This window comes from Sphingopyxis soli, from assembly GCF_018682675.1.
Classification (GTDB): domain Bacteria; phylum Pseudomonadota; class Alphaproteobacteria; order Sphingomonadales; family Sphingomonadaceae; genus Sphingopyxis; species Sphingopyxis soli.
In genome coordinates this window covers 22405-47974 of record NZ_JAFMTR010000079.1, presented here as the reverse complement: position 1 = coordinate 47974, position 25570 = coordinate 22405, and the positions used below count along the sequence as shown (strand labels likewise).

The window sequence follows — 25570 nt, the reverse complement described above, 5'->3', positions numbered from 1 at the left end:
CTGTGTAACCGTACTCGGAGAAAAACTATGAGCGATCAGCTGACGCTGACGGCCGAGACGCGCGAACGCGGAGGCAAGGGAGCCTCGCGTGACCTGCGTCGCAATGGCCGCGTCCCCGCCGTCGTCTATGGCGGCAAGGAAGAACCCCTGATGATCCACGTCGAAGAAAAGCTGCTGATGAAGCAGCTGATGACGGGTCACTTCATGAACTCGGTCGTGATGATCGAAGTTGGCGGCAAGACCATTCGCACCCTGCCCAAGGACGTTGCGTTCCACCCGGTCAAGGATCGTCCGATCCACGCCGACTTCCTGCGCATCGCGAAGGACGCCAAGGTCCATGTCGAAGTGCCGGTCGTGTTCGCGAACGAAGACGCCTCGCCGGGCCTGAAGCGCGGCGGCGTGCTGAACATCGTCCGTCACGAACTGGAACTGGTTTGCGACGCGGACAAGATCCCCGACGAAATCTCGGTCGACGTCACCGGCTTCGACGTCGGCGATTCGATCCACATCAGCAACGTCACCCTGCCCAAGGGTGTCGAAAGCGCGATCACCGACCGCGATTTCACCATCGCAACCATCGTCGCCCCGTCGGCGCTCAAGTCGAGCGACGGCGATACGACGAAGGACGACGGCGAAGCGACGGCTGAAGCCTAAGCCCTTTCGGGGGGCGCCCTTCCCGATGGGAGGGGCGCTCCTTCTTTCCCCAGAAAGTCAGCGCCATGCAGCTCTGGGTCGGCCTCGGCAATCCCGGGCCCCAATATGCGATGCATCGCCATAATGTCGGCTTCATGGCCGTCGACGTCATCGCCGACATGCATGGCTTTCCGGCCCCGGCGAAAAAATTCCAGGGCTGGCTGCAGGACGGCCGCATCGGACGGCACCGCATCCTGCTCCTGAAACCCGGCACCTTCATGAACGAAAGCGGTCGCAGCGTGCGCGCCGCGATCGATTTCTACAAGCTGACGCCGCAGGACGTCACCGTCTTCTACGACGAACTCGACCTCGCGCCGATGAAGGTGAAGGTAAAACAGGGCGGCGGCGCAGCGGGCCACAACGGCATCCGCAGCATGATCCAGCATATCGGCGACGATTTCCGCCGCGTGCGCATCGGCATCGGCCATCCGGGGCACAAGGACCGCGTCACCGGCCATGTCCTCGGCAATTATCACAAGAGCGAGATCGAACCGCTGACCGACCTGCTCGGCGCGATTTCGGCCGAGGCGGCATGGCTCGCCGACGGCGACGACGCCCGCTTTCAGAGCGACCTTGCGCTGCGCCTGAACGGGTGAAGAGCGCCGTCGCGGCCGGCGCGGTGGCTATGGCGTCGATCGCTGCGGCGGCGGGGGTGCGGTGCCGTCGCGCGTCGGCGACATCAGGATCACGCACATCAGGCGATAGTGCGGATGCGGGCCGCAGGCGACCCCGGCGTAACGCAAGTCGCTGCGCAGCAGGCTGAAGCGGTGCCCCCGCCCCGGGACGCCGTCGTCGATCAGCAACTGGTGGATGACCCCCGGCGGCGTCTGATGGCCATAGGTAATGACTTCGCTGACATAGGGACCGCCGCCCCGCGCGCGCATCCGGATACCCGGATCGCTGTTGGGTGAATAATGGCCGACCGCGCCCGACCGCGATTGAACCGCGACATGGTCGGCGGCCGCACGCTGAAGCATGTCGCTCCAGACGAAGGCCGGTCTCGGCGCCTCCGATCGCAACGCCCGGATCGCCTCGTTGACCGCCGCGACGCCCTCGTTGGTCATGATGTCGATATCCTCGCCCTCTTCGGCAATCAGCAGCTTGCCGTCGAAGCGGTCGCGATAACCGGTCAGGTCGTCGGCATAGGCCGCCGGATCGTCGCGAAAATGATTGAGGTCCTCGAACACCGCCGCCTCGAACCCGGAGGGCGCCGCCAAGGCCGCGGCCGACATCGCCATTGCAGCCAGTCCCGCGATCAGGAATCGGTTTCGCATAGGCCGGACGTAGCGCACCGCGTCTGAATGTCCCGCAACTTTCGCACGGTCCCTTGTTCGATTCGGCGCACCCACGCGCCGTTGTACCGCGAACTCGATCGTCGCGGGGTCACCCGCATCGGCCTCCGCCCGGTCCAGCGCGCCATATGGCTGGCATCGGGCGCGACTTGGCGCTAGGGGCGCGGGCAAGACATGGCGTCCCGTCCAGCAGGGGGCCAAAGCTCACGGAGTTTTTATGGGTTTCAAATGCGGGATCGTCGGCCTGCCCAACGTCGGCAAGTCCACCCTCTTCAACGCGCTGACCGAGACGGCCGCTGCACAGGCGGCGAACTATCCCTTCTGCACGATCGAGCCGAACATCGGCAATGTCGCGGTGCCCGACGACCGGCTGGAAAAGCTGGCCGCGGTCGCGAACAGCAAGAAGATCATCGCGACGCAGCTCGCCTTCGTCGACATCGCCGGGCTGGTACGCGGCGCGTCGAAAGGCGAAGGGCTCGGCAACCAGTTCCTCGGCAACATCCGCGAGGTCGATGCGATCGTCCATGTGCTGCGCTGTTTCGAGGATGACGACATCCAGCATGTCGAAAACCGCGTCGATCCCGTCGCCGACGCCGAGACGGTCGAGACCGAACTGCTGCTCGCCGACCTCGAAAGCCTCGAAAAGCGCGTTCCCGCCTTTGCCAAGAAGGCCGCACAGGGTGACAAGGAAGCGAAGATCGCCGCGTCGGTCCTGGGCCAGGCGCTCGACCTGCTGCGCGACGGCAAGCCCGCGCGGCTGGTCGAACCCGGCGACGATGAGGAAGCGCGCGTGCTGCGCACCGCGCAGCTCCTGACCTCCAAACCCGTCCTGTACGTCTGCAACGTCGACGAAGGCAGCGCGGCGAACGGCAACGCCTTTTCGGAAAAGGTCTTCGCCAAGGCCGCGGCCGAGGGCGCGCAGGCGGTTGTCGTCTCGGCGGCGATCGAGAGCGAGCTGGTGACGATGGACATGGCCGACCGGCTCGAATTCCTCGAAGAGATGGGCCTCCACGAAACCGGCCTCGCCCGCGTCATCCGCGCGGGATACGCGTTGCTGCACCTCATCACCTTCTTCACCGTCGGCCCGCAGGAAGCACGCGCATGGACCGTCCACGCCGGCGCGACCGCACCCGAGGCCGCGGGCGAGATCCACAGCGATTTCCAGAAGGGCTTCATCCGCGCCGAAACGATCGCCTATGACGACTATGTCACGCTGGGCGGCGAAGCAAAGGCGCGCGAAGCGGGCAAGCTGCGCGCCGAGGGCAAAGCCTATGTCGTGCACGACGGCGACGTCATGCACTTCCTGCACAGCTAGGCCGGGTCGAACGCGGCCAGAATCGGGCACGGCCCCTTGTCGCTCGCCGCGCATTGATCGGCGAGGCGCGCGAGGGCGGCGCGGGTTTCGGTCATTTGCGAAATCTTCTCGTCGAGCATCTCGATCCGCTGGCGCGCCAGCGCACGCACGCGCGGCCGATCGTCGCTCTGATCGAGCTCGAGCAGCTCGGAAATCTCGTCGAGCGTGAAGCCCGAGGTCTGCGCCGAGCGGATGAACTTAAGGCGGCGCACATCGTCCGCATCGTAGCGCCTGATGCCGCCACCCCAGCCGTCGCCGCCGCTGCGCGCGGGCGTGCCCATCAGCCCGCGCCGCTGATAATAGCGGATCGTTTCGACGCCGACGCCGCCCGCAGCGGCCAATTTACCGATCGTCAGTTGCATCGCTTGACTCCGTACCATGGTACGGAAGCTATATGGGTCGCATGACGAAACAAGCAACCCTCCATCGCATGGTCTTTCCCGACCATATCTGCCCCTTTGGCCTGAAGGCGAAGCATCTACTCGAACGCCGGGGCTATACCGTCGATGACCGCTGGCTGACGACGCGCGCAGAAACCGACGCTTTCAAGGCGAAGCATGGCGTCAAGACGACGCCGCAAATCTTCATCGATGGCGTCCGCATCGGGGGCTACGACGATCTCCGTCATCATTTCGGACTGAAAGTCGCCGACGCGAGCGCCACCAGCTATACCCCCGTCGTCGCGCTGTTCACGATGACCGCGCTGATGGCGCTGGCGGCGAGCTACGCTGTCGAGGGAAGCGCCTTCACGCTCCGCGCCGCCGAATGGTTTATCTCGTTCAGCATGGTCGTGCTGGCGCTGCTCAAGCTGCAGGACGTCGACCGGTTTGCGACGATGTTTCTGAACTACGACCTGCTCGCCAGGCGCTGGGTTCCCTATGCCAGCCTCTATCCGTTTGCCGAAGGCCTCGCTGGTGTGCTGATGACCGCGCACGCGCTGGCTTGGCTGTCGATCCCGATCGCGCTTTTCATCGGCGGCATCGGCGCGGCATCCGTGGTCAAAGCCGTCTATATCGACAGACGCGACATCAAATGCGCGTGCGTCGGCGGCAGTAGCAAGGTGCCGCTGGGCTTCGTTTCGCTGACCGAAAATGTGATGATGGTCGCGATGGCGCTGTGGATGGCGAGGATGTGGTTTTGATGCCCCGGCCTTTTCCCTTCCCGGCCGGCCGTGCTAAGGGCGGCGGGATGTTGCGGCATTTGCTCCTCGCGCTGTTCCTGATCGGCCTGTCGTTGCCCGCGATGGCCATGTCGGCGCACGGAGAGAGCGCGCCGGTCGATTGTCACGGCGCACCGCCGACGCACAAGCCCGACGGCGACGCCGGAAAGATGGGACATTTCTGCATCGGCTGCGTCGCCCATCCGGCGCTGCCGGTCGTGGAAGCGCCGCTTCCCCTTCCCCCCGCCGCACCCGTTGCGCAGTCGATGACGGCGCTCGCGGGCGCTAATGCGCCGCCGGGCACCCCGCCACCCCGCGCCTGACGAAGACGGAAAACTCCATTCCCCTTCTTTGTCAGGAAATTCATATGTCGAAACTGCCTTTTCTGGCGGGCGCCGCGGCGCTTGCCTTCCTTTCCCCGTCCACAGCCGCGCAGGATCATGGCGGACATGACCGGTCCGCCGGAGCGCCCTCGGACGACGAAGCCATGGATCATTCGAGGATGGATCATTCGGCAATGGGCCATGGCGATGTGGCGAGCCCTGCCGAGGGGTCGGGAACCGCGCGCCTTCCCGCCAACGAAGGCGGCCATAGCGGCCTCCACATCGACGCCGGTGACGACTGGATGGTCATGGCGCACGGTTTTGCCTGGGGCGTCTATTCGGACCAGTCCGGCCCGCGCGGCGACGACAAGGCCTATGTCCAGTCGATGCTGATGCTGTCCGGCGAAAAAGACACGGGCTGGGGCCGCATCCAGCTCAAATCGATGATGAGCCTCGAGCCACTGATGTCGAACCGCGGCTACCCCAACCTGTTCGCGACCGGCGAGACCGCGGGCGGCGAACCGCTGGTCGACCGCCAGCATCCGCACGACCTGTTCATGGAACTCGCCGCGCGCGTCGACATCAATGTCGGCGAAAACGGCGAGCGCCTGTTTCTCTACGTCGGTCCCGTCGGCGAGCCGGCAATCGGCCCGAGCGCCTTCATGCACCGCGGCAGCGCGCGCTATAATCCCGAGGCGCCGATCACCCACCACTGGTTCGATTCGACGCACATCACCTATGGCGTCGCGACGCTGGGTTATCAGACGCGGACGTTTCAACTCGAGGGCTCGCTCTTCACGGGACGTGAGCCCGACGAAAAGCGCTGGAACATCGAAACGCCGCGCTTCGACAGCTGGAGCGTGCGCGGGACGTGGACACCGACACCGGCCTGGGCACTACAGGTCAGCCATGCGCGCCTGAAAGAACCCGAGGCGCAGCATCCGGGCGAGAACGAGCATCGCACCACCGCGAGCGTCCAATATGCGAATGGCAGGGGCCTGTCGGCAACCGCGGCATTCAGCGCCAAGAACCGCGATCCGGGCGACACGCTGACGGCGTATCTCGCCGAGGTGAACTGGGACATCGACGATCATCACTCGCTGTTCGGCCGCATCGAGAATGTGAAGAATGACGAGCTGTTTTCGGACCATGACGATCCGCTTCACGATGTGCCGTTCCGCGTGACCAAGTTCCAGGCCGGCTATGCCTATCGCATCCCCCTGGCCGGCCCGCTGAACCTCGCGCTGGGCGGCAGCGTCGCGGCGTTCGACAAGCCGCGGCTGCTCGATGCCGCCTATGGCAAGAATCCGATCGGCGCTACCATGTTCGCGCGGCTCAGTATCGGGCGGTAGCTATCGCCCAACTTTCCTTGCCTCGTCACCCCGGACTCGATCCGGGGTCCAAGCGGTCGAGCGCGACGGTGGATGCCGGATCAAGCCTGTCCTGAGCCTGTCGAAGGGTCCGGCATGACGAGGAAGGTCAGTCGCGCCTGTCCTCATCGGCGGGCGCTTCCCATTCGGCGGCGTCCCTCGCGGCCTTGCGGCCGAACAGCCCGCCGATGAAATTGCGGAAGGCCGCAAACAGCGCCACGACGCCGATCAGCAGGAATTTGCCGAACTTCGCAAGAATCGCGAGCAGGCCCACCTTTTTCGCAACCGCCGCCGCGCCGCCCGCGGCGATCAGCCCGGCGATCCCGTATTCGGCCTTTTTGTCGGTCGCGGGATCATAGTCGGCATAGCGCGCGCCGTCCCGGAAGCTGCCAACGCTGGCGAAGGTCTTGGCCGCCTCGCGCACTTCGTCGAGCTGGCTGATGCCCGCGAGGATGTTCATGCTCAGCACACCCTCGCGTCCGAGCAAGCGGATGTCGTAGTTGAGCGTATCTTCGGGCGCATCGTCGAATTTGATGTCGCGCGCCCAGACGAGCGAATGCTTGCCGGCGTCGTAGGTCGGCGCCTGCGCCCAGCGCTGGAGAATGCCCGCGGGATAGCCCTGCGCGCGGATATCTGGCGCCTGTGCCTCGTCGCTTGCCTTCATGTTGGCGAGCATCTCGTTGTAATCGATCGTCTTGGCATCGTCGTCGGATACATAGCCGGTGTCTTCATAGGTGATCACCGCCGACCAGGTGTCGTCGACGAAGCTCTTGCCCTTGGGAAACACCATGCCGAGCACACCGTTCGCCGCCGCGGGCGGGTTGCGCCAGATGTCGACCAGAATCGTGCGCGATTGTTCGGGCCCGACAAAATAATATCGGTCGCCGAGGTTGAGGTCGGCCTTCGCCGCCGGGATCGGGATCGTCCCCGTTTGGCGATCCAGTTCCTTCAGCAATTTCTCGGCCGCCGCGCGTTGCTGCGCCGCTATCGGATCGGACGCAGCCGCGGCCGCGGTCGTCGCTGCCGCAACAGGCGGGGCGCCCACCGGTGCGGACACGATCACGAGCGCCCCCGCCAAAGCCAATGCGCTGCACTTGTTCGATATTCTGCTCATGATGCCCCCCCGGTTGATCACCGGTCTGTCTCAAACCTGGTACAGACTGGCAAGCGGCAAAAGAACCAAAGCGGCGCATGGGAATGTGCGCGCGGCTGGGCTATGCCGCTGGCGCTGAGTCGCCATCTCGCTTTCGGAGCCGCCATGCTGAACCGTCGCCATTTCCTTGCCACCGCGACCCTCGCCGGGCTGTCGGCGCCCGCGATCCTGCGCGCGGAGGCCGGTATTTTCCGCGACTTCCCTTTCAGCCTCGGCGTTGCGGCCGGCGACCCGGCCAGCGACGGGTTCGTCATCTGGACGCGCCTGGCGCCTGCGCCCATGGAACCGCACGGCGGGATGCCGCTCGCCACCGTGCCGGTCGAATGGGAAGTCTCGCCCGATAGCGGGTTCAAGGAGATCGCCGCCAAGGGCACCGAACTCGCACGCCCCGAGCTCGGCCACAGCGTCCATGTCGAGGTCGCGGGACTCCAGCCGAACCGCCCCTATTATTATCGCTTCACCGCGGGGGGCGAGCGCAGCCTGCGCGGCCGGGCGAAGACGCTCCCCGTCGCCGGCGCGAATGTCGACGCGCTGAAGTTCGGGGTGTGCGGCTGCCAGCATTATGAATCGGGCTTCTATGGCGCCTATCGCCACCTTGCCCGCGAGGACATCGCCTTCGTCTATCACTATGGCGACTTCATCTACGAATATCAGCAGGATTACCTCTTCCCCGACGGCCTCCCCGTCCGCCCTGTCCGCAAATATGCGATGCGCGGACTGCAGGATCTCGGCGATTTCCGCACCGCTTATTCGCAGACATTGTTCGACATCGACATGCAGGCGGCGCGGTCGCAGCACGCGTTTATCTCCAGCTTCGACGATCACGAGATCCGCAACGACTGGGTCTCGGTCTATGACGACTGGAAGCTCGACTATGACGGCAACGACCCCGACGCGCCGCCGCCCGAGGTGTTCATGCTGCGCCGCCAGGCAGCCTTTCAGGCCTGGTACGAACATATGCCCGTGCGCAAGGCGCTGCTCCCGCGCGGCGGGTTCATCGCCGCGAACCGCGAGCTTCGTTACGGCAATCTGATGGCGATGCAGATACTCGACACGCGGCAGTATCGCAGCAATCAACCGTGCGGCGATGGCTTCAAGCCGACGTGCCCCGAGGTGTTCGCCAAGGATGCGCAGGTTCTCGGCAAGGCACAGGAGGATTGGCTCGCGAAGAATCTCGGCGAAGGCGGCGCGACGTGGAACGGCATCGCGCAGCAGGTGACGATGATGGCGCTCGACCGCCGCCGCCGCGAGGATGAACCCGAGAAAATCCTCAATCTCGACAGCTGGCCGGGCTATGATGCGCCGCGCGAGCGCATCCTCTCGCGTTTCGCGGGGCTCAGGAACACCGTCGTGCTGACCGGCGACGAGCATCAGAATTTCTGTGGCAATCTGGTCCACAGGGACAAGATCGTGGCCGCCGAAATCGTCGCGACTTCGATAACGAGCGGCGGCGACGGCAGCGACCAGCGCAAGGGCACCGACGTGTTCCTGAAGCTCAACCCCGAGCTCAAATTCGCGAACGACCAACGCGGCTATGTCGTGTGCGAGGTCGGCAAGGAGGCGTGGCAATCGCACTTCATGGTCGTCGACAAGGTGACGACGCCGACGAACACGCTGTCGAAGCGGGCGACCGCGGTGGTCGAACGCGACGTCGCCGGGCTCAAGATGGCCTGACCGGGGGAAAGACATTGCTCTATTACGAGGACATCGAGGTCGGCGTCGTCCGCCGCTTCGGCAGCAAGCAGGTCACGCGCGAAGAAGTGATCGACTTTGCGGGCAAGTACGATCCGCAGCCCTTTCACCTCGACGACGAAGCCGCCGCGAACACCCATTTCGGCCGACTCTCGGCGAGCGGTTGGCACACCGGATCGATGGCGATGCGGATGATGGTCGACAATATGAAGGAGCACGAGCAGGCCGGGCTCGGGTCGCCCGGGATTGAGGATCTGCGCTGGCTGACGCCTGTCTATCCCGGCGACACGCTCCGCTGCGAAACCGAGGTGCTGGAAAAGCGCCGGTCGGCAAGCCGCCCGGAAATGGGCCTGTTCAAATCAAGGCTGACCGTTTTCAACCAGCATGACGCGCCGGTGATGACGATGGTCTCGACCGGGCTGATCCGCGTCCGCGACCAGGCGGGAACCGACTGATCAGCGCACCACCGCCATCGCGCGGATCGAGGCGTTCGGCGCATTGACGATCTGGAGCAGGTAACGGCCCTCGGTCACGTCGAAGTCGACCATCTTGCGGATTCCCGAGCAAGCGGGGCCATGATCGTGGCTGACCGACCGCACAATCTTACCGTCGCGCACAAGGTCGATCCACGCGCCCTCGTCGAGCGCGACGGTCAGGCGGCCGGGCTGCTTGACGACGATCGGCACCATGCCGCCGAACTTGAACGGATCGGGCGCGCGCGCTGGCGCGATCCAGTAGCTGAGGCTTTCGTAACGGTGGAGCGCCAACCCGGTGCGCGCCGCCGCCAGCGGCGGCCAGTCCGCCGCGCGCGCGTCGCCATAGCCATAGATCGTCTTGTTTGAACTGCTCCGCGCCCAGCCGGACAGCTCGGGCGGCAGGACGGGCTTGGCGGGGCACGAAGCCTTCTTTGCCGTCGCGGCGGCCGCAGCCGGACCGGCCGCTGACAGGGCGGCGATGCAAGCCGCGCCAATGGCCATCAAATGAAAACGCAACCGCCCATCCTCCCCTTCCGCACCGCGCGAGCCCGGTGAGACCTCAACGAAAAAGGCGCCGGATCGACCGGCGCCTCTTCATTACACACAAGTCCGGTTCGGCACTAGGCCAGGGCGGGACCGGCGTTCCGGGTGCGCCGCCGGAGCGAGGCGCCGACCGCGCCGAGACCGAGCAACATCATGGCCCAGGTTGCGGGTTCGGGAACGGCCGGGATGGCCGTCACACGAACCTGGCTGACATCGCTCGCCGTCGCGCCATCAAGAAAGGATATGGTCACACTCTTGAAGGTGCCGTTGAAGGCATTGTAGAAGTTCGCGCCATTCGCGCCGATCGCATAAGGCGTGAGCACCAGCCCGTTGCTGTCGCCGCCTGTGAACGCGAAGCTGACGTTGCCCGCCGTCTTCGCATCGATGTTGAGCTCGAGCTTGCTGATCAGGCCATCGACATAGCTGATGGTGAAGGGGTTGTTGAGCGTTCCGTCCGCCGCGAAAATACGCGCCTGCCCATTGGCCTGTGTTTTAAGCGCCTCCAGCGAGGAAAAATTCACGATGCCCGGCGCATTGTTCAGCGTGGCGTTGATCGACGTGCCGGTCAGATTATCGCTGAAGAGGACATTCGACGCGGGGTTGCCGCCCGCGCAGCCGCCGCCCAGGCAGATTGTCACGGCGGCGCTTGCCGGCGAAACGGAAACCAGCGCCACTACGGCAGCCAGAAAAAATTTTGCAGCCCTAAACATTTACGTCGCCTCCCCAACCAATCAGCTTTCGAACGGCGCGACCTTCCGTCCAAAACGCACCGAGCCGCTGCAAAAACGACTCGTATCATGTAAAGTTACTTAGCAATTTGTTAGGTTTATTGCAGGTCCGGTTTGCCTCGCCCTGTCCCATTGCGAGACAGGCTATTTCCGCCCGAACAGCCGTTCCACATCGTGCATCGCAAGCTTCACCCAGGTCGGGCGGCCGTGGTTGCACTGGCCCGAATGCGGCGTCACCTCCATCTGGCGGAGCAGCGCGTTCATCTCTGGCACGCTGAGGGTCCGTCCGGCTCGCACCGAGCCGTGGCACGCCATGGTCGCGGCAACGAGTTCGAGCTTTTCGGAGAGGCCGAGCGCCGCGTCATAGCCCGCGAGATCGTCGGCGATGTCGTTGACCAGCTTCTGGGTATCGATCGCGCCGAGCATCGCCGGCGTGGCGCGGACCATCACCGCGGCCGGACCGAAGCGTTCGAGTTCGACGCCGAGCGCGGCGAGCTGCGGCGCGGCGGCTTCGAGCCGGTCGCACGCGGGTTCGTCGAGTTCGACCACTTCGGGCAACAGCAAGCCCTGCGACGGCACGGCGCGCCCCGCCATGCCGTGGCGGAGCTGTTCCAGCACAAGCCGTTCGTGCGCCGCATGCTGATCGACGATGACGAGGCCGTCCTCGGCCTCGGCGACGATATAGGTGTTGGCGATCTGGCCGCGCGCGATGCCGAGCGGGTACTCGTCGGCCATCGGCGGCGGCGCGACGGCGACCTCGGCGCGTCCCGAAGGCGGCGCGGGCGCCGCCGACGCAAAGGGGACGAGCCGGTCATAGACGCGCGCGACATCCTCGCCCGGCGGCGTGATGTCGGCGCCGAACAGGTGGACGGCGGGCTCGGTACGGCGACCGAAGAGGAACCCCGTCGCGGGCTCGGGCGACGGCACAGGCTCCTGCTGCCACGCCGACAGCGCCGCCTCGGCGGGGCGCTGCACGCTGCGGAACCCATGCTCGTCGAGCGCCCGGCGAAGGCCGCCGACGATCATCCCGCGAATAAGCTGCGGGTCGCGGAACCGCACTTCGGTCTTCGCGGGATGGACGTTGACGTCCACCTCGCTGGTCGGAATATCGAGGAACAGCGCCACGACCGGATGGCGATCACGCGCGAGAAGGTCGGCATAGGCGCCGCGAAGTGCCCCCACGAGCAGCCTGTCCTTCACCGGGCGACCGTTGACGAACAGATATTGATGGTCGGCGATGCCACGATTGTAGGTGGGCAGGCTGATAACGCCGCCCAGCCGCGCCTCGCCGCGTTCCACATCGACGCCGATGCTGTTCGCCGCCAGCTCGCGCTGGGTGAGCGCGGCGACCCGCGACAGCCGATCCTGTCCGCCTTGCACGTCGAGGACGCGGCGCCCGTCATGTTCGACGACGAAGGCGATGTCGGGGCGCGCCATCGCGAGCCGCTTCACGACGTCGAGGCAGGCGGCATATTCGCTGCGAGGGCTGCGCAGGAATTTGCGCCGTGCCGGAACCCGCGCGAACAGGTCCTCGACGACAACATGAGTCCCTTTCGCCAGCGCCGCCGGTCCTTCGGCGGCCACCGCGCCATTGTCGACGACGCGACGCCACCCGTCGCCTCCCGCAACGCGGCTTTCGAGCGTAAGCCGCGCAACGCTGGCGATCGAGGGCAAGGCTTCGCCCCGAAAACCCATCGTCGTGACGTCCTCGATCGCATCGGTCGGCAGCTTCGAGGTCGCATGGCGTTCGAGGGCCAGCGCCATCTCGGCAGCGGTCATTCCGCAACCGTCGTCCTCGACCTCCAGCCGCGCCATCCCGCCCTCGGCGATTCGCACCGAAATGCGAGTCGCGCCCGCGTCGATGGCGTTTTCAACCAGCTCCTTGAGCGCCGCGGCCGGTCTTTCAACCACTTCACCGGCCGCGATCCGATTTACGAGCTTTTCCGGCAGGCGGCGTATTGACATGGAAGCTCTCCTAGCGCAGTCGGACGCAAATCGCGACCCATCCGCACAGCCTGATCATTTTATCCAGCCATCCGTTCGGACAGGCCGGACTCTCCCCCTGATTGCTGCTGTTGACGGCGGGACATGCGGAGTCAAAATTCTACGGGGGCGCGGTCCATCCTGGACCGGCGGCGCCGATGACAGGAAGCAGTATAGATGTCCTTCTTTTCCCGGTTTCTGAAATTCAATTCCCAAGACATGGCTATCGACCTCGGCACCGCGAACACCGTGGTCTATGTGCGCGGCAAGGGCATCGTGCTGAACGAACCGTCGGTCGTCGCGGTCGAAACGCTGAACGGCATCAAGCGGGTGAAGGCGGTTGGCGACGACGCGAAGTTGATGATGGGCAAGACCCCCGACAGCATCGAGGCGATCCGTCCGCTACGCGACGGCGTCATCGCCGACATCGACGTCGCCGAGCAGATGATCAAGCACTTCATCACCAAGGTCCACGGCGGCAAGCCCAATGCGTTCCGCAGCCCCGAAATCGTGATCTGCGTGCCCAGCGGCTCGACCAGCGTCGAACGCCGCGCGATCCGCGACGCCGCGTCGAACGCGGGCGCCAGCGAAGTGTGGCTGATCGAGGAGCCGATGGCCGCCGCGATCGGCGCCGACATGCCCGTCACCGAGCCGATCGGATCGATGGTCGTCGACATCGGCGGCGGCACCACCGAAGTCGCGGTGCTCTCGCTCCGCGGCCTTGCCTACACCACCTCGGTTCGCGCCGGCGGCGACAAGATGGACGAAGCGATCGTCTCCTATGTCCGCCGACACCATAACCTGCTGATCGGCGAAGCGACCGCGGAGCGGATCAAGAAGGATTTCGGCATCGCGCGCATCCCTGCCGACGGCGTCGGCATGACGATCCACATCAAGGGCCGCGACCTCGTCAACGGCGTGCCCAAGGAAATCTCGATCAACCAGGCGCAGATCGCCGAGGCGCTGTCCGAACCGATCGGCACGATCGTCGAGGGCGTCCGCATCGCGCTGGAGAACACCGCCCCCGAACTCGCGGCCGACATCGTCGATCAGGGTATCGTGCTGACCGGCGGCGGCGCGCTGATCGCCGAACTCGACGAACTGCTGCGCGACGCGACCGGCCTGCCCGTTACCGTCGCCGAAGACCCGCTGACCTGCGTCGCGATCGGCACCGGCCGCGCGATGGAGGATCCCGCCTTCCGCGGCGTGTTGCAGCAGGCCTGATCGGGTAACGTCGCACCATGGTCCGCCCGGCACATCGGCGTCCGGGGCAATCCCGAAAGGCCCAGTACAGCCTGTTCGTTGCCTATGTCATTGCGGTGACAGGGGCAGTGGCGGGCTTGCTGCTGGCTGTGCTGTCGGTCGTCGATCCCGTCGGCTTCGCCGCGCTGCGCGTCGCCAGCCACGAGGTCACGGCGCCGATCGCACGCGCCAGCCGGTCGGTCATCGGTTCGATCTCGGGCATCGATGACGCGGTGTCGGCCTATGTCGGCGCGGGGTCGCAGAACCGGCGGCTGCGCAAGGAACTCGCCGCGACGCGGCGCCAGCTCGTCGCGACCAGCTCGCTCCAGGAAGAGAATCGCCAATTGAAGGCGCTGCTCAAGCTGCAGGAAGCCGACAAGACGGCGATCGCCAACGGCTATCTGCTCACCTCGACCTCGACGAGCAGCAAGCGCATCGCGCTGCTCAGCATCGGACGCAACCTGGGTGTCGCAGCGGGGCAGCCGGTGCGCGGCGCCGACGGCCTGATCGGCCGCATCCTCGGCTCGGGGCCGTCCGTGTCGCAGGTGCTGCTGATCACCGATATCGACAATATCGTCCCCGTCCGCCGCGCGCGCGACGGCCTGCCCGCGCTCGCCTATGGCCGCGGCAACGGCGATCTCGACATCCGCACGCTCAATATCGCGAACAATCCGTTCAAGCCCGGCGATATCCTCGTCACCTCGGGGACCGGCGGCCTCTATCCGCCGAACATCCCGGTCGCGATCGTCATCCGCCGCCAGGACGATGGCGCCCTCGCCCGGCCGCTCGCCGACCCGGCAAAGGTCGACGCGGTATCGGTGCTGCGCCCCTATACGCCCGACAATGCCGAGGCGCTGCTGAAGCCCGACGCCGACGCGGTGCCGGAGGTTCCGAAGGCGCCATGAACCAGAAAGGGCCGCGTCTCGGCGAACCGGCATCGCTCTGGCGGATGCGCGCGGTGCCGGTCGCCACGGTGATGATCGCATCGGCGCTGCCGCTGATGCTGCCGCTGGTCGCGAGTTCGCCGGTGTTGCCGCCGCTCGGCCTGCTCTTCTTCCTGTGCTGGCAGCTGCTGCGGACCGAGATGTGGCCGGTGTGGATCGGCCTGCCCCTCGGCCTGTGGGACGATCTGTTCAGCGGCGCGCCGATCGGCACCGCCATATTCCTCTGGACCGCGGCGAGCATCGCGATCGCCTATCTGTCGCAGCGCATCTATTGGCGCGGCTTTTTCCACGACTGGGCGATCGGCGCTCTGCTCGTGGCGATCGTCCAGTCGATCGCCGCGCTGCTTACCCACCCGCACGCGGAGACCGGACGCGTTTTGGGCCTTGTCGCACCGCAAATCATCGTCTCGATCCTGCTTCTTCCGCTCTTTCTTCGCCTCACCGGCAAGTTTGACAATTTCCGCCTGAAACGTCGATAAAACCCCCCTTCATGTTTGGCAAAAAGAGTCCCCCGATCACCGAAGCCTGGCGCGGCTTCACCTTCACCCGCCGCGCGCTCGTCGTCGGCGGCGCGCAGGCGGCGGTCGGGGTCGCGCTCGCCGCGCGCATGGCCTATATTTCGGTGATCGACAACGAACGCTATGTGCTTGAATCGGAAAGCAACCGCGTCAACCTGACGCTCGTCCCGCCGCGCCGCGGCTGGATTGTCGACCGGAACGGCAAGGCGCTTGCGAACAATCGCGTGTCCTTGCGGGTCGACATCATCCCCGACCGGCTGCACAACAAGGAGAATGTCCTCGGGCAGCTCCGCACGCTGCTCCGCCTCGACAAGGACGCGATGGAACGGATCGAGCGCGACCTGAAGGCCGCATCGGGCTTTCAGCCGGTCGCCGTTGCCGAGGATATGACCGAGCAGGAATATTCGTCGATCCTCGTCCACCTGCCCGAACTGCCCGGCGTCGCGCCGCAGCGCGGCTTCGCGCGCAACTATCCGACCGGCGCCGCCGTCGGCCACCTGATCGGCTATGTCGGCGCGCCGACCGCCGAGGAATATGAGAAGGCGAAGGACCCGCTCTACATCACTCCCGGCTACAAGACCGGCAAGGACGGGCTCGAGAAATATTTCCAGCAGATGCTGCGCGGCAAGCCCGGCGCCAAACGCGTCGAGGTCACCGCGCGCGGCAAGGTCGTGCGCGAGCTTTCCACCCAGCCCGACGTGCAGGGCAAAACCGTTCACCTGACCATCGACGCCGACCTGCAGGACTATGTCGCGCGCCGCATGGGGCCCGAATCCGGCGCGGCGGTGGTGATCGACACGCATACCGGCGACATCCTCGCCTTCGTCTCGATGCCGAGCTTCGACCCGAACAGCTTTTCGGACGGGATCAGCAATTCGGAATATAGCTGGCTGCGCGCCGACGATCACCAGCCGCTGATCAACAAGGCGACGCGCGGCCTCTATCCGCCGGGATCGACCCTGAAGCCGATGGCCGCGATCGCCGCGATCGAGCATGGCATCGACCCCGGCGAACGCCACACCTGCATCGGCGGCTACCGTCTCGGCAGCCGCTTCTTCCGCTGCCTTGGCACGCATGGCAGCCTCGACATGCCGCACGCGATCATGAAGAGCTGCAACAGCTATTTCTATTGGGTCGCGCACCGGCTGGGTTACGACGCGATCGCGCCGACGGCGAAGATGATGGGTCTCGGCGAGGAATTCCAGCTCGCGGGCAGCAACCAGCGGTTCGGGACGATCCCCGACAGCGCCTGGAAGATGAAGAAATATAACCAGCCATGGTCGGCATCGGACTCGCTGAACGCGGTCATCGGTCAGGGCTATGTCAGCGTGAACCCGCTCCAGCTCGCCGTCATGGCATCGCGCATCGCGTCCGGCCGCCGCCTCTATCCGCGCCTCGTCAACCGCCAGTTCGCGAACGAGGCCCTCCCCTTCTCTGCCGAGGCGCTGGCCACCGCGCGCGAAGGCATGGACCTCGTCGTCAACGGGCCGGGCGGCACCGCCGGGCGCAGCCGCCTGCCGCTCGACGGCATCGCGATGGCAGGCAAGACCGGCACCGCACAGGTGCGCGGGCTCAACACCGGCAACGGCAAGGGGGGGACGTGGCGCTTTCGCGACCACGGCCTGTTCATCGGCTTCGCACCGGTCGACAATCCCCGCTACGCCATTTCGGTCATCATCGAGCATGGCATGGGCGGCAGCCGCGCCGCGGCGCCGGTCGCGAAGGACGTCTTCACCTTCATCTACGATCGCGAAAAGGGGATGGAGGCGCTCGAAACCTTCGAGGCCGGCTGGGGCGGCACGATCAAGGAACGCATGGACCGCAACTACGCCGCCTGGAAGGCCGGCATCGCGGCGCCCGATCCGGGGCTTGCGCAATGATCCCGGTCCCACCCGCGATCCAGCGCTTCCCCTGGAAACTCATGGCGCTTTTGACGGCCATCTGCGGCTTCGGCCTGCTCGTCCTCTATTCGGCGGCGGGCGGCAACTTGTCGCCATGGGCGTGGCAACAGGGTGTGCGCTTCCTCGTCTTCCTGGGTCTCGCGCTCGTGATCGGACGCCTTCCGCTCCGTCTCTTCGAGGATTTCGCCTATATCGGCTACATCGGGGTGCTTGCGCTGCTGATGGCGGTCGAACTGCTCGGTTTCGTCGGCGGCGGCAGCCAGCGATGGCTGAACCTCGGCTTCATGAACCTCCAGCCATCCGAGTTGATGAAAGTCGCGATCGTGATCGCGCTTGCGCGCTTCTATACGCAATTGCCCCCGGGCAACACGCGCACCTTCACCGCGCTCTGGCCAGCGCTCCTCGCGATCGGGGTTCCGGCCGCACTCGTCATGCTCCAGCCCGACCTCGGCACCGCACTCGCGATCTCGATCGGCGGCGTCGTGGTGATGTTCGTCGCGGGCCTCCCCTTCTGGTGGTTCGGCAGCGCAGCAGGCGCCGGCGTCGCGGCGCTGCCCATCCTCTTCTCGATGCTGCATGACTATCAGCAGAAGCGCGTCCTGATCTTCCTCGATCCCGAAAGCGACCCGCTGGGCGCTGGCTATCATATCAGCCAGTCCAAGATCGCGATCGGTTCGGGCGGGATTGGCGGCAAGGGTTTCCTTAACGGGTCGCAGAGCCATCTCGACTATCTCCCCGAAGGCCACACCGACTTCATCTTTGCGACGATGGCGGAGGAATGGGGACTGATCGGTGGCCTGGCGCTGCTTTTCGCCTTCTTCCTGCTGCTGCGCTGGGGCACGCGCGTCGCGCTCCGCGCCCGGACGCGCTTCGGCCAGCTCACCGCGGCGGGGCTTACGATGACGATCTTTTTCTACATCGCGATCAACCTGTCGATGGTGATGGGCATGGCGCCCGTCGTCGGCATCCCGCTGCCGCTCTTTTCCTACGGCGGTTCGTCGATGCTGACGATCATGACGTGCGTCGGCATCATCCTGGCGATCGAAAACGACAGCAAAACCGGGACGCGCCGCTTTCATTGAAGAAAATCTGCAATTGGGCATTGCCAAGCCCGAAACACCATGATAGCGGCGCGCTCTCTTCGCGAGACAGGGAGTTTCCCGGCCCCGCCGAAGAATGCCGAAACCGGCATGTGGACGCATAGCTCAGTTGGTAGAGCAGCTGACTCTTAATCAGCGGGTCCTAGGTTCGAGCCCTAGTGCGTCCACCATTTTCTTTCTTATTTTTCAGATAGTTGCGTCAGATATGCCGCCAGCCTCAGCCTATCGGCATCGGCTTTTGCAGGGGATTTTGTGACATAATTCTCGTCGGCCTTTCGAACCCGCTTCGGCGATGTCATATCATGAACGCACCCGATGCTGGCAGTGTCGACGCCACAATCTTCAAAGACCGCAACCTATTCGAACGCTTCTTCAGCGGGATCGAACACTTCAGGCGCATCACGACGCGCTGCGACAAACTCGCCCGAAACCACGCTGGCTTGCTCAAGCTCGTGGCAGCTCTCAAATGCTGCGCCTGAATGTAAACGCCACCTATTCCTTCCAGCCCCAGAACAGGAAGCAGGGCGGGATGTTCACCCACTCGAACGCATTGTCGATGCGCCTGAAATGTACCGCGAGGAAATCGCGCGCGCGGGCGCGGAACTGATAGACGAGGAAAGCGCCGCCCGGCCGCAGCACGCGATGCGTGGCAGCGGCGATCGCCGGACCGACACCCGAAGGAAGGGTCGAGAAAGGCAGGCCCGACAGCACATAGTCGGCCTGCTCGAACCCATGTGCGCGGACGATCTCCTCGACATCGGCGGCCGAGCCATGAACGGCGACGAAGCGACTGTCGCGAATATCCTTGCGCAGATAGTCGATGAAATCCTCGTTGGTGTCGATCGCGATCAGGGTCGCGTCGCCCGCCATTCTTTCGAGGACGGGACGACAGAAGGTGCCGACGCCGGGACCATATTCGACGAACAGCTTCGTATTTTTCCAGTCCACCGGCCGCAGCATATGGCGGATCAGCGTGGGCGAGGACGGAACGATCGATCCCACCATGACCGGATGCTTGATGAAGCCCTTTACGAACATGCCCCAGGGGCCGAAAAAGCGCTTCAGTTTCTCGCGGATCTTGCGGATCGGCGAGACATTCGATTGGGCGTGCGCCCGCGGATTGGTCATGATGGCTTTCGCGTTGTTGCGGTTACCGAATGCGTGGCAAAATCGTGACGCTCGCGCAACAAAAGAGTCAGTCTTGACACTGGACAGAAACGCAACCCGATGTACGGGGGGTGGGCAGCCCGCAACGGATCAGGCGCAAAAAGGGGACAAAGTGACTGCCGCATCGCGATCGATTCCAGCCGACCGCATGGCCGTGCTGTTCGCGATCATGCTCGTGGCCGCGGCGGGCAATACCGCGATGCAGTCGATCCTCCCCGCCATCGGCGCCAAACTCCACATCCCCGACGTATGGGTCAGCCTGGCGTTCAGCTGGTCGGCTTTGCTCTGGGTGCTGACCGCACCGCATTGGGCGCGGCAATCGGACAAGCGCGGGCGCAAAGCTCTGATGGCGCTCGGCGTCATCGGCTTCTTTTCGTCGATGGCACTGTGCGGGCTGACCTTGTGGGCAGGACTCGAGGGCTATCTGGCTGCCGGTTTCACTTTCATTGTCTTCGCAATCTTTCGTAGCCTTTATGGCGGGTTGGGATCGGCATCTCCCCCCGCGGTGCAGGCCTATGTCGCCTCGCGCACCGACCCCGAACAGCGGACGCAGGCGCTGTCGCTAGTCTCCTCCTCCTTCGGGCTGGGTACGGTGATCGGACCCGCGATCGCGCCTTTTTTCATCCTGCCCATGGTCGGTCTCGCCGGCCCCCTGCTCGTCTTTGCGCTAATCGGCCTGATCGTGCTCGTCATGTTGCGCTGGCGCCTGCCTGACGACATGCCGCGCTTCGCGGCGCGCGGCGCCATTGCGCCCTACCCCCTGTCGGCGGGCCCGCCCGAACCAACGGCAGAAGAGGAAAATGAGCGCGACCCGGCCGAACAGGAACCGCTTCACTGGCGCGACCGCCGCGTCCGCCCCTGGCTGCTCGCGGGCTTTTTCGGCGGTCAGGCGCAGGCAATGATGCTGGGCGTCGTCGGCTTCCTGATTCTCGACCGGCTGCACCTGCGACTGAAACCCGATGAGGGCGCGGCGATCACCGGTATCGTGCTGATGGCCGGCGCCTTCGCAACCTTGCTCGCGCAATGGGGCCTGATCCCGATCCTCAAGCTGACGCCGCGCCCGACCGTGCTCGCCGGCGCCGCCCTCGCCACGCTAGGCATCCTGATGACCGGGCTTGCGCAGAATCTGCACGCCATCGTCATCGGTTTCGCGTCGGCATCGCTCGGCTTTGGCCTGTTCCGGCCCGGCTTCACGGCCGGCGCATCGCTTTCGGTGCCGCGCCGCGACCAGGGCGCGGTCGCGGGCATGACCGCGTCGATCAACGGATCGGCCTATATCATCTCACCCGCGATCGGCGTGCTGCTCTACAACTGGCACCCGATGGTCGCTTACGGGCTGATGGCGGCCTTCTGCGTCTGGCTGATGGTGTGGGGCTGGTCCGCGCTCGGGCAGGACCAGCCCGCAAACCCCTAGTCCTTCGTAGGCTCTTCCGCGTGCTTTTGCTCGCGAACGGGCTTCAGCATCCCCGGCGCGAAGAAGCCGATCGGGTCGACGCTCATTGCCTGCTGCTTGATTTCGCCCTGGATCTTTTCATAATCCTTTTCCATCGCCTCGGTCACCGAGGCGCGCGTGTCCTTGAGCGCCGCCTCGAAGTCCTCCAGCGTGACGAGATCGCTGTCGATCGAACGCTTGAGCGCCGCGAGACCCGCGCGGCGCACCAGATCCTCCAGGTCGGCGCCCGTGAAGCGATCGGCCTTTTCGGCAAGCGCCGCCAGATCGACATCCTTCGCGAGCGGCATCCGCGACGTATGGATTTCAAGGATGCGCTTCCGCCCCTCGGCGTTCGGCACCGACACATAGATGAGTTCGTCGAGCCGTCCCGGGCGGAGCAGCGCGGGATCGATCAGGTTCGGGCGGTTCGTCGCGCCGATCACGACAACCGATTGCATTTCCTCGATTCCGTCCATCTCGGCGAGGATCGTGTTGACGACGCGTTCGGTCACCTGCGGCTCGCCCGACGTGCCGCTGCCGCGCGCGGGCACCAGGCTGTCGAGTTCGTCGATGAAGATGATCGTCGGCGCCACCGCCCGTGCCCGCGCGAACAGGCGCGCGATCTGCTGCTCGCTCTCGCCGTACCATTTGGACAGAAGATCGGACGATTTGATCGCGATGAAATTGGCGTCGGACTCGCGCGCCGCCGCCTTGGCAAGCAACGTCTTGCCCGTCCCCGGTGGGCCATAGAGCAGGAATCCCTTGGCGGGGCGAATGCCGAGCCGCCGGAACGCATCGGGATGCTTGAGCGGCAGTTCGATCCCCTCGATCATCTTGTCGCGCGCCGCGTCGAGCCCGCCGATGTCGCTCCAGCGCGTATTCGGCGCCTGCACCATCACCTCGCGCATCGCCGAGGGCTGGACGCGTTTCAGTGCGCCCAGAAAATCGTCCCGCGTAACGCGGACACCTTCGAGCACCTCGGGCGGAATCGTTCCTTCCTCAAGGTCGATCTTGGGCATGATCCGCCGCACCGCCTCGATCGCGGCCTCACGTGTCAGCGCCGCCATGTCGGCGCCAACGAAGCCGAAGGTCGTGCGCGCGAGTTCGTCGAGGTCGACGTCGTCACCCAGCGGCATACCGCGCGTGTGGATACCCAGGATCTCGCGCCTGCCCTTCTCGTCGGGCACGCCGATCACGATTTCGCGGTCGAAACGGCCGGGGCGCCGCAGCGCTTCGTCGATCGCATCGGGCCGATTGGTCGCGGCGATGACGACAAGGTTCGTCCGCGGCTCGAGCCCGTCCATCAACGTGAGCAACTGCGCGACGATGCGCTTTTCCGCCTCGCCGGTCACCTGTCCGCGTTTGGGCGCGATCGAATCGATCTCGTCGATAAACAGGATCGACGGCGCCGACTTGGTCGCCTGCTCGAAAATCTCGCGCAACCGCTTTTCGGATTCGCCATAGGCGCTGCCCATGATCTCGGGGCCGTTGATCAGGAAGAATTGCGCGTCGCTTTCGTTGGCGACGGCCCGCGCGAGCCGCGTTTTGCCGGTGCCCGGCGGGCCGTGCAGCAAAACGCCGCGCGGCGGATCGACCCCGAGGCGCTGGAACAGCTCGGGGTAACGGAGCGGCAATTCGACCATCTCGCGGAGCTGGTTGATCGTGTCGCCAAGCCCGCCGAGATCGTCATAAGTGACGTCGGTACGCCGCGCGTCCTGCGGCTCCTGATATTCGGCGAGCAGTTCGACTTCGGTATTCTCGTCGATATAGACGATGCCCTTCGGATTCGCCGACACGACGATCAGGCGCACCTCGGCAAGCGCATACGCCGGGGCGTTGAGCATCTGGCGCAGCTGCGGCGGCATGTCGCCCGCCGGAAGTCGCTGCTGCCCCGCGGTCGCCACCGTGTCGCCGGCGACGAGCGGCCGGCCGAAAAAGCTGCGTTTCAGCGCCATCGCCGAGCCTTGAAGGCGCAGATTTTCCTGCGCCGGTGCAAAGGTCACCCGCGTCGCGGGGCGCATTTCGGCACGGCTCAGCGCCACCATATCACCCGCGCCTGCGCCCGCATTGGCGCGTTGCAGGCCATCGAGACGAATAACCTCCAGCCCCTCGTCCTCGGGATAGGGGGCAACAACCCGCGCCGCGGTGTCGCGCTTGGCGCTGATCTGCACGACATCGCCCTCGGTCAGGCCCAGTTCGGCCATCGCGCTGCGCGGGATGCGCGCGATGCCGGCGCCGCTTTCCTCGGCCCGCAACGTCGCCACCTGCAGTTTGACCTGCTTTTCCTTTATTGCCACGTCGGCCAAGGCGTATCTCCCGCAAAAAAGTCAGAAGGCGCAAGATAGGGCGATCGTTCCGGATTTTCGAGCCCCGAGAGCGCGTAATCCCCGAACGATACTATACCGCACTGCACAAATTGTCTGGCATGTCCGATATCGCCATGCCATCATCCGCCCAGAGACGCACATGCCACGCCTTCCTCCCCTCAGCAGCATGGAGGCCTTTCTGGAGGTCGCCCGCCATGGCACGGTCAAAGCCGCGGCCAGCGAGCTCGGCTTGTCGATGCCCGCATTGTCGCGGCGCATCCAGACGCTGGAACATGCCGTGGGGCGGCCGCTGTTCAACCGCCATCACCATGGTCTCCGGCTCACCGAAACGGGTCGCGAGATGCAGGATCAGCTCTCGCCGATCCTCGACGAACTCCGCGGCGTGATCGAAAAGGCGGGCAGCCCCGACGCGTCGCTCCGCCTCCATCTCAATGTCCTGCCGCTCTTTGCACAGCAACGGCTGTTCCCGCGCCTGCCCGAACTGAGGCGCGACCATCCCGAACTGCATATCGATATCGACACCATGTCGCACGCCGAAGCGCGGCTCGGCGAAGGGATCGACGTCGCCATCGCGCTCGCCCGATCGATCGATCCCCTGCTCTATGCGGCGCGCCTCGACCAGGACAAGGTGTTCCCGATCGCTGCCCGGACGTTGACCGACGGGGGCCGCGCGATCACCGTGCCCGAACAGCTACAGCGCCAGACGATCCTGCTCCACCGTGAGATGCCGGAAACCTTCGCCGAATGGAAAAAGGCGATCGGGATGCCCTATCTCGAACCCGCCGGGATCGACTTCTTCGATTCAGGCCCGCTGATGCTCGAAGCGGCCGCGCAGGGGATCGGTGTCGCCTTCATGCACGGCCACCATTTCGACGACGCCCATGATCCGCGCCTTGTCCGCCTCTTCGATTTCGACGTCGACAGCCCCTACAGCTATTGGTTCGTCTGCCGCCCGCGCGCGCTGCGCCAGCCGGCGGTCAAGCTGTTCCACGACTGGTTGCTCGGCGCCCGGATCTGATCGGCGTCAAGCCGCCGCCTGTGTCCGCATCGTCGCTGCGATATCCCATACCGCGATGAACATCGCGGCGATGACGGGGCCGATCACGATGCCGTGCAGGCCGAAAAGCTGGAGCCCGCCGAGCGTCGTGATCAGCACGACATAATCGGGAATGCGCGTTTCGCGTCCGACGAGCACCGGCCGCACCACATTGTCGACCATCCCGATCACGAACAGGCCGCAGAATACGAGCACGACGCCCTGCCAGATCGATCCAGACAGGAACAGATAGAGCGCCATCGGCACCCACACCAGCCCCGTGCCCACGGCGGGAAGCAGCGAAGCCGCGCCCATCAGGACGCCCCACAGCAACGCCGCCTCGATCCCCAGCGCCCAGAGGACGACACCGCCGATCAGGCCCTGCAGGATGGCGACGACGATGCTCCCCTTGATCGTCGCGCGCACCACCACGATGAACCGGTCGACCAGAAGCTGCAGATGGTCGGCCTGCAAGGGTATCGCGGCGCCGACGCGCTTCTCGATCGCCTCTCCGTCGCGAATGAGGAAGAAAGCGAGGTAGAGCATCACCATCAGCTTGATGAACAGGTCGAAAACCCCCTGCCCGATCGACAGCGCCTGCCCGAGCACCGCGCGCACCCCGGCCGCGGCGCCGCCGCCGAACATGTCTTTCGCGGCGGCAAGATTGCCGATCCCGAGCCGGTCGAGCGCATCGGACAGCCACGCCGGAATTGCCGATTCGAACGCAACGAGGATTTGTTCGGGATCAAGACTGCCCGACTGGATCCGCTGGTAAACCGACGCGGCCTCATTGATCAGTGCGACGGTCAGCAATGCGGCGGGCAGCACGACGATCGCCAGAATCATCAGCAGGGTAAGCAGGGCCGCGCCGTTACGCCGGGCCGGCATGGCAGCCAGCAGGCGGCGATAGGCGGGCTCGAACAGGATCGCGACGATGACCGCCCACAGAATCGCGGCGAAATAGGGCAGCAGAATTGCGGCGAAAGCCAGCGAGACGCCGGTCAGCACGACCAGGAACGCCCAATAGCCGCTCGCCCTCGCTCCTCTGCCGTCGCTCACCACTTGTCCCCTCGGTTGCCGCGCGCGGCGTACCGCAATCCTAGACCGCGGGGCGAGCCCCGGTAAAGTCGGAAACGA

Annotated in this window: 25 protein-coding genes and 1 tRNA gene; 17 read left to right on the top strand and 9 right to left on the bottom strand. The window is 65.3% G+C overall.

Going from position 1 to position 25570, the window contains the following annotated elements:
* Positions 1-27 precede the first annotated feature (27 nt).
* Together J1N50_RS12770 and pth are read left to right on the top strand one after the other, a co-directional pair.
* Positions 28-654: a 50S ribosomal protein L25/general stress protein Ctc gene (locus tag J1N50_RS12770; protein WP_215354048.1), complete on the top strand. Its 627-nt coding sequence runs from the start codon at positions 28-30 to the stop codon at positions 652-654.
* A 65-nt stretch (positions 655-719) separates the two neighbouring features.
* Positions 720-1289, top strand: coding sequence for an aminoacyl-tRNA hydrolase (gene pth, locus J1N50_RS12765; protein WP_215354047.1), 570 nt, complete (start codon positions 720-722; stop codon positions 1287-1289).
* A gap of 27 nt (positions 1290-1316) precedes the next feature.
* Here the strand turns inward: pth and J1N50_RS12760 are convergent, their stop codons facing one another.
* Positions 1317-1967 carry a CAP domain-containing protein gene (locus tag J1N50_RS12760; RefSeq protein WP_215354045.1) on the bottom strand — a complete coding sequence of 217 codons (651 nt, stop codon included), beginning with the start codon at positions 1965-1967 and terminating at the stop codon, positions 1317-1319.
* A 235-nt stretch (positions 1968-2202) separates the two neighbouring features.
* Here J1N50_RS12760 and ychF point away from each other — a divergent pair, with 235 nt between their 5' ends.
* Positions 2203-3300 carry a redox-regulated ATPase YchF gene (ychF, locus tag J1N50_RS12755; RefSeq protein WP_215354043.1) on the top strand — a complete coding sequence of 366 codons (1098 nt, stop codon included), beginning with the start codon at positions 2203-2205 and terminating at the stop codon, positions 3298-3300.
* Here the strand turns inward: ychF and J1N50_RS12750 are convergent.
* Complete coding sequence (locus tag J1N50_RS12750) at positions 3297-3701, bottom strand: MerR family transcriptional regulator (RefSeq protein ID WP_215354028.1); 405 nt, start codon at positions 3699-3701, stop codon at positions 3297-3299. The two genes, ychF and J1N50_RS12750, sit on opposite strands and share 4 nt — an antisense overlap.
* 32 nt (positions 3702-3733) lie before the next feature.
* On the opposite strand from J1N50_RS12750, the gene J1N50_RS12745 reads away from it, so the two are divergent.
* The 3 genes from J1N50_RS12745 to J1N50_RS12735 are packed head-to-tail and all read left to right on the top strand — an operon-like array spanning position 3734 to position 6173.
* Positions 3734-4480, top strand: a complete 747-nt coding sequence (locus J1N50_RS12745) for a MauE/DoxX family redox-associated membrane protein (RefSeq protein ID WP_425516942.1) — start codon at positions 3734-3736, stop codon at positions 4478-4480.
* 47 nt (positions 4481-4527) lie between these two features.
* Positions 4528-4821 carry a hypothetical protein gene (locus J1N50_RS12740; RefSeq protein WP_215354024.1) on the top strand — a complete coding sequence of 98 codons (294 nt, stop codon included), beginning with the start codon at positions 4528-4530 and terminating at the stop codon, positions 4819-4821.
* A gap of 44 nt (positions 4822-4865) precedes the next feature.
* A complete protein-coding gene (locus tag J1N50_RS12735; protein ID WP_246553462.1) occupies positions 4866-6173 on the top strand; it encodes a hypothetical protein in 1308 nt (435 codons plus the stop codon).
* Positions 6174-6300: 127 nt separating this feature from the next.
* Here the strand turns inward: J1N50_RS12735 and J1N50_RS12730 are convergent, their stop codons facing one another.
* Entirely contained in the window at positions 6301-7305 is a 1005-nt protein-coding gene (locus J1N50_RS12730) for a DUF2167 domain-containing protein (RefSeq protein ID WP_215354022.1), read from the bottom strand.
* 144 nt (positions 7306-7449) lie between these two features.
* On the opposite strand from J1N50_RS12730, the gene J1N50_RS12725 reads away from it, so the two are divergent.
* Together J1N50_RS12725 and J1N50_RS12720 are read left to right on the top strand one after the other, a co-directional pair.
* Positions 7450-9018 (top strand): alkaline phosphatase D family protein, encoded by a 1569-nt coding sequence (locus tag J1N50_RS12725; protein ID WP_215354020.1) that lies wholly within the window; start codon positions 7450-7452, stop codon positions 9016-9018.
* A 14-nt stretch (positions 9019-9032) separates the two neighbouring features.
* On the top strand, positions 9033-9491 hold the full coding sequence (locus J1N50_RS12720; protein ID WP_215354017.1) for a MaoC family dehydratase: 459 nt from the start codon (positions 9033-9035) through the stop codon (positions 9489-9491).
* Here the strand turns inward: J1N50_RS12720 and J1N50_RS12715 are convergent, their stop codons facing one another.
* The 3 genes from J1N50_RS12715 to mutL form a co-directional block, all read right to left on the bottom strand.
* Positions 9492-10028: a homogentisate 1,2-dioxygenase gene (locus tag J1N50_RS12715; protein WP_215354015.1), complete on the bottom strand. Its 537-nt coding sequence runs from the start codon at positions 10026-10028 to the stop codon at positions 9492-9494.
* A 104-nt stretch (positions 10029-10132) separates the two neighbouring features.
* Positions 10133-10693, bottom strand: coding sequence for a PEPxxWA-CTERM sorting domain-containing protein (locus tag J1N50_RS17980; protein WP_215354013.1), 561 nt, complete (start codon positions 10691-10693; stop codon positions 10133-10135).
* Between the two features lie 234 nt (positions 10694-10927).
* Complete coding sequence (gene mutL / locus J1N50_RS12705; RefSeq protein WP_215354011.1) at positions 10928-12748, bottom strand: DNA mismatch repair endonuclease MutL; 1821 nt, start codon at positions 12746-12748, stop codon at positions 10928-10930.
* A gap of 195 nt (positions 12749-12943) precedes the next feature.
* On the opposite strand from mutL, the gene J1N50_RS12700 reads away from it, so the two are divergent.
* The 7 genes from J1N50_RS12700 (at position 12944) to J1N50_RS12670 (ending at position 18950) form a co-directional block, all read left to right on the top strand.
* Positions 12944-13990, top strand: coding sequence for a rod shape-determining protein (locus J1N50_RS12700; protein ID WP_215354009.1), 1047 nt, complete (start codon positions 12944-12946; stop codon positions 13988-13990).
* Between the two features lie 17 nt (positions 13991-14007).
* The gene (mreC, locus tag J1N50_RS12695; RefSeq protein ID WP_215354006.1) at positions 14008-14913 is read left to right on the top strand and encodes a rod shape-determining protein MreC; all 906 of its coding nucleotides are present in this window, start codon (positions 14008-14010) and stop codon (positions 14911-14913) included.
* A complete protein-coding gene (gene mreD / locus J1N50_RS12690) occupies positions 14910-15431 on the top strand; it encodes a rod shape-determining protein MreD (RefSeq protein WP_215354004.1) in 522 nt (173 codons plus the stop codon). Before mreC ends, mreD begins: the two co-directional genes overlap by 4 nt.
* A gap of 11 nt (positions 15432-15442) precedes the next feature.
* Positions 15443-17350: a penicillin-binding protein 2 gene (mrdA, locus tag J1N50_RS12685; RefSeq protein ID WP_215354002.1), complete on the top strand. Its 1908-nt coding sequence runs from the start codon at positions 15443-15445 to the stop codon at positions 17348-17350.
* Positions 17347-18453 (top strand): rod shape-determining protein RodA, encoded by a 1107-nt coding sequence (rodA, locus tag J1N50_RS12680; protein WP_215354000.1) that lies wholly within the window; start codon positions 17347-17349, stop codon positions 18451-18453. The genes mrdA and rodA overlap by 4 nt, the downstream gene beginning before the upstream one ends.
* A 112-nt stretch (positions 18454-18565) precedes the next feature.
* A tRNA-Lys gene (locus tag J1N50_RS12675) sits at positions 18566-18641 on the top strand.
* 132 nt (positions 18642-18773) lie between these two features.
* Positions 18774-18950 (top strand): transposase, encoded by a 177-nt coding sequence (locus tag J1N50_RS12670; protein WP_215353998.1) that lies wholly within the window; start codon positions 18774-18776, stop codon positions 18948-18950.
* 13 nt (positions 18951-18963) lie between these two features.
* On the opposite strand, the gene J1N50_RS12665 is transcribed toward J1N50_RS12670, so the two are convergent.
* Positions 18964-19599, bottom strand: coding sequence for a class I SAM-dependent methyltransferase (locus tag J1N50_RS12665; protein ID WP_215353995.1), 636 nt, complete (start codon positions 19597-19599; stop codon positions 18964-18966).
* 151 nt (positions 19600-19750) lie between these two features.
* Here J1N50_RS12665 and J1N50_RS12660 point away from each other — a divergent pair, with 151 nt between their 5' ends.
* Positions 19751-21052, top strand: coding sequence for an MFS transporter (locus tag J1N50_RS12660; protein ID WP_343227881.1), 1302 nt, complete (start codon positions 19751-19753; stop codon positions 21050-21052).
* On the opposite strand, the gene J1N50_RS12655 is transcribed toward J1N50_RS12660, so the two are convergent.
* On the bottom strand, positions 21049-23376 hold the full coding sequence (locus J1N50_RS12655) for a CDC48 family AAA ATPase (protein ID WP_215353993.1): 2328 nt from the start codon (positions 23374-23376) through the stop codon (positions 21049-21051). The genes J1N50_RS12660 and J1N50_RS12655 overlap by 4 nt on opposite strands.
* 160 nt (positions 23377-23536) lie before the next feature.
* Between J1N50_RS12655 and J1N50_RS12650 the strand changes: the two genes are divergently transcribed.
* On the top strand, positions 23537-24415 hold the full coding sequence (locus J1N50_RS12650) for a LysR substrate-binding domain-containing protein (protein WP_215353991.1): 879 nt from the start codon (positions 23537-23539) through the stop codon (positions 24413-24415).
* 6 nt (positions 24416-24421) lie between these two features.
* Here the strand turns inward: J1N50_RS12650 and J1N50_RS12645 are convergent, their stop codons facing one another.
* Positions 24422-25495 (bottom strand): AI-2E family transporter, encoded by a 1074-nt coding sequence (locus J1N50_RS12645; protein WP_215353989.1) that lies wholly within the window; start codon positions 25493-25495, stop codon positions 24422-24424.
* Between the last annotated feature and the right edge of the window lie 75 nt (positions 25496-25570).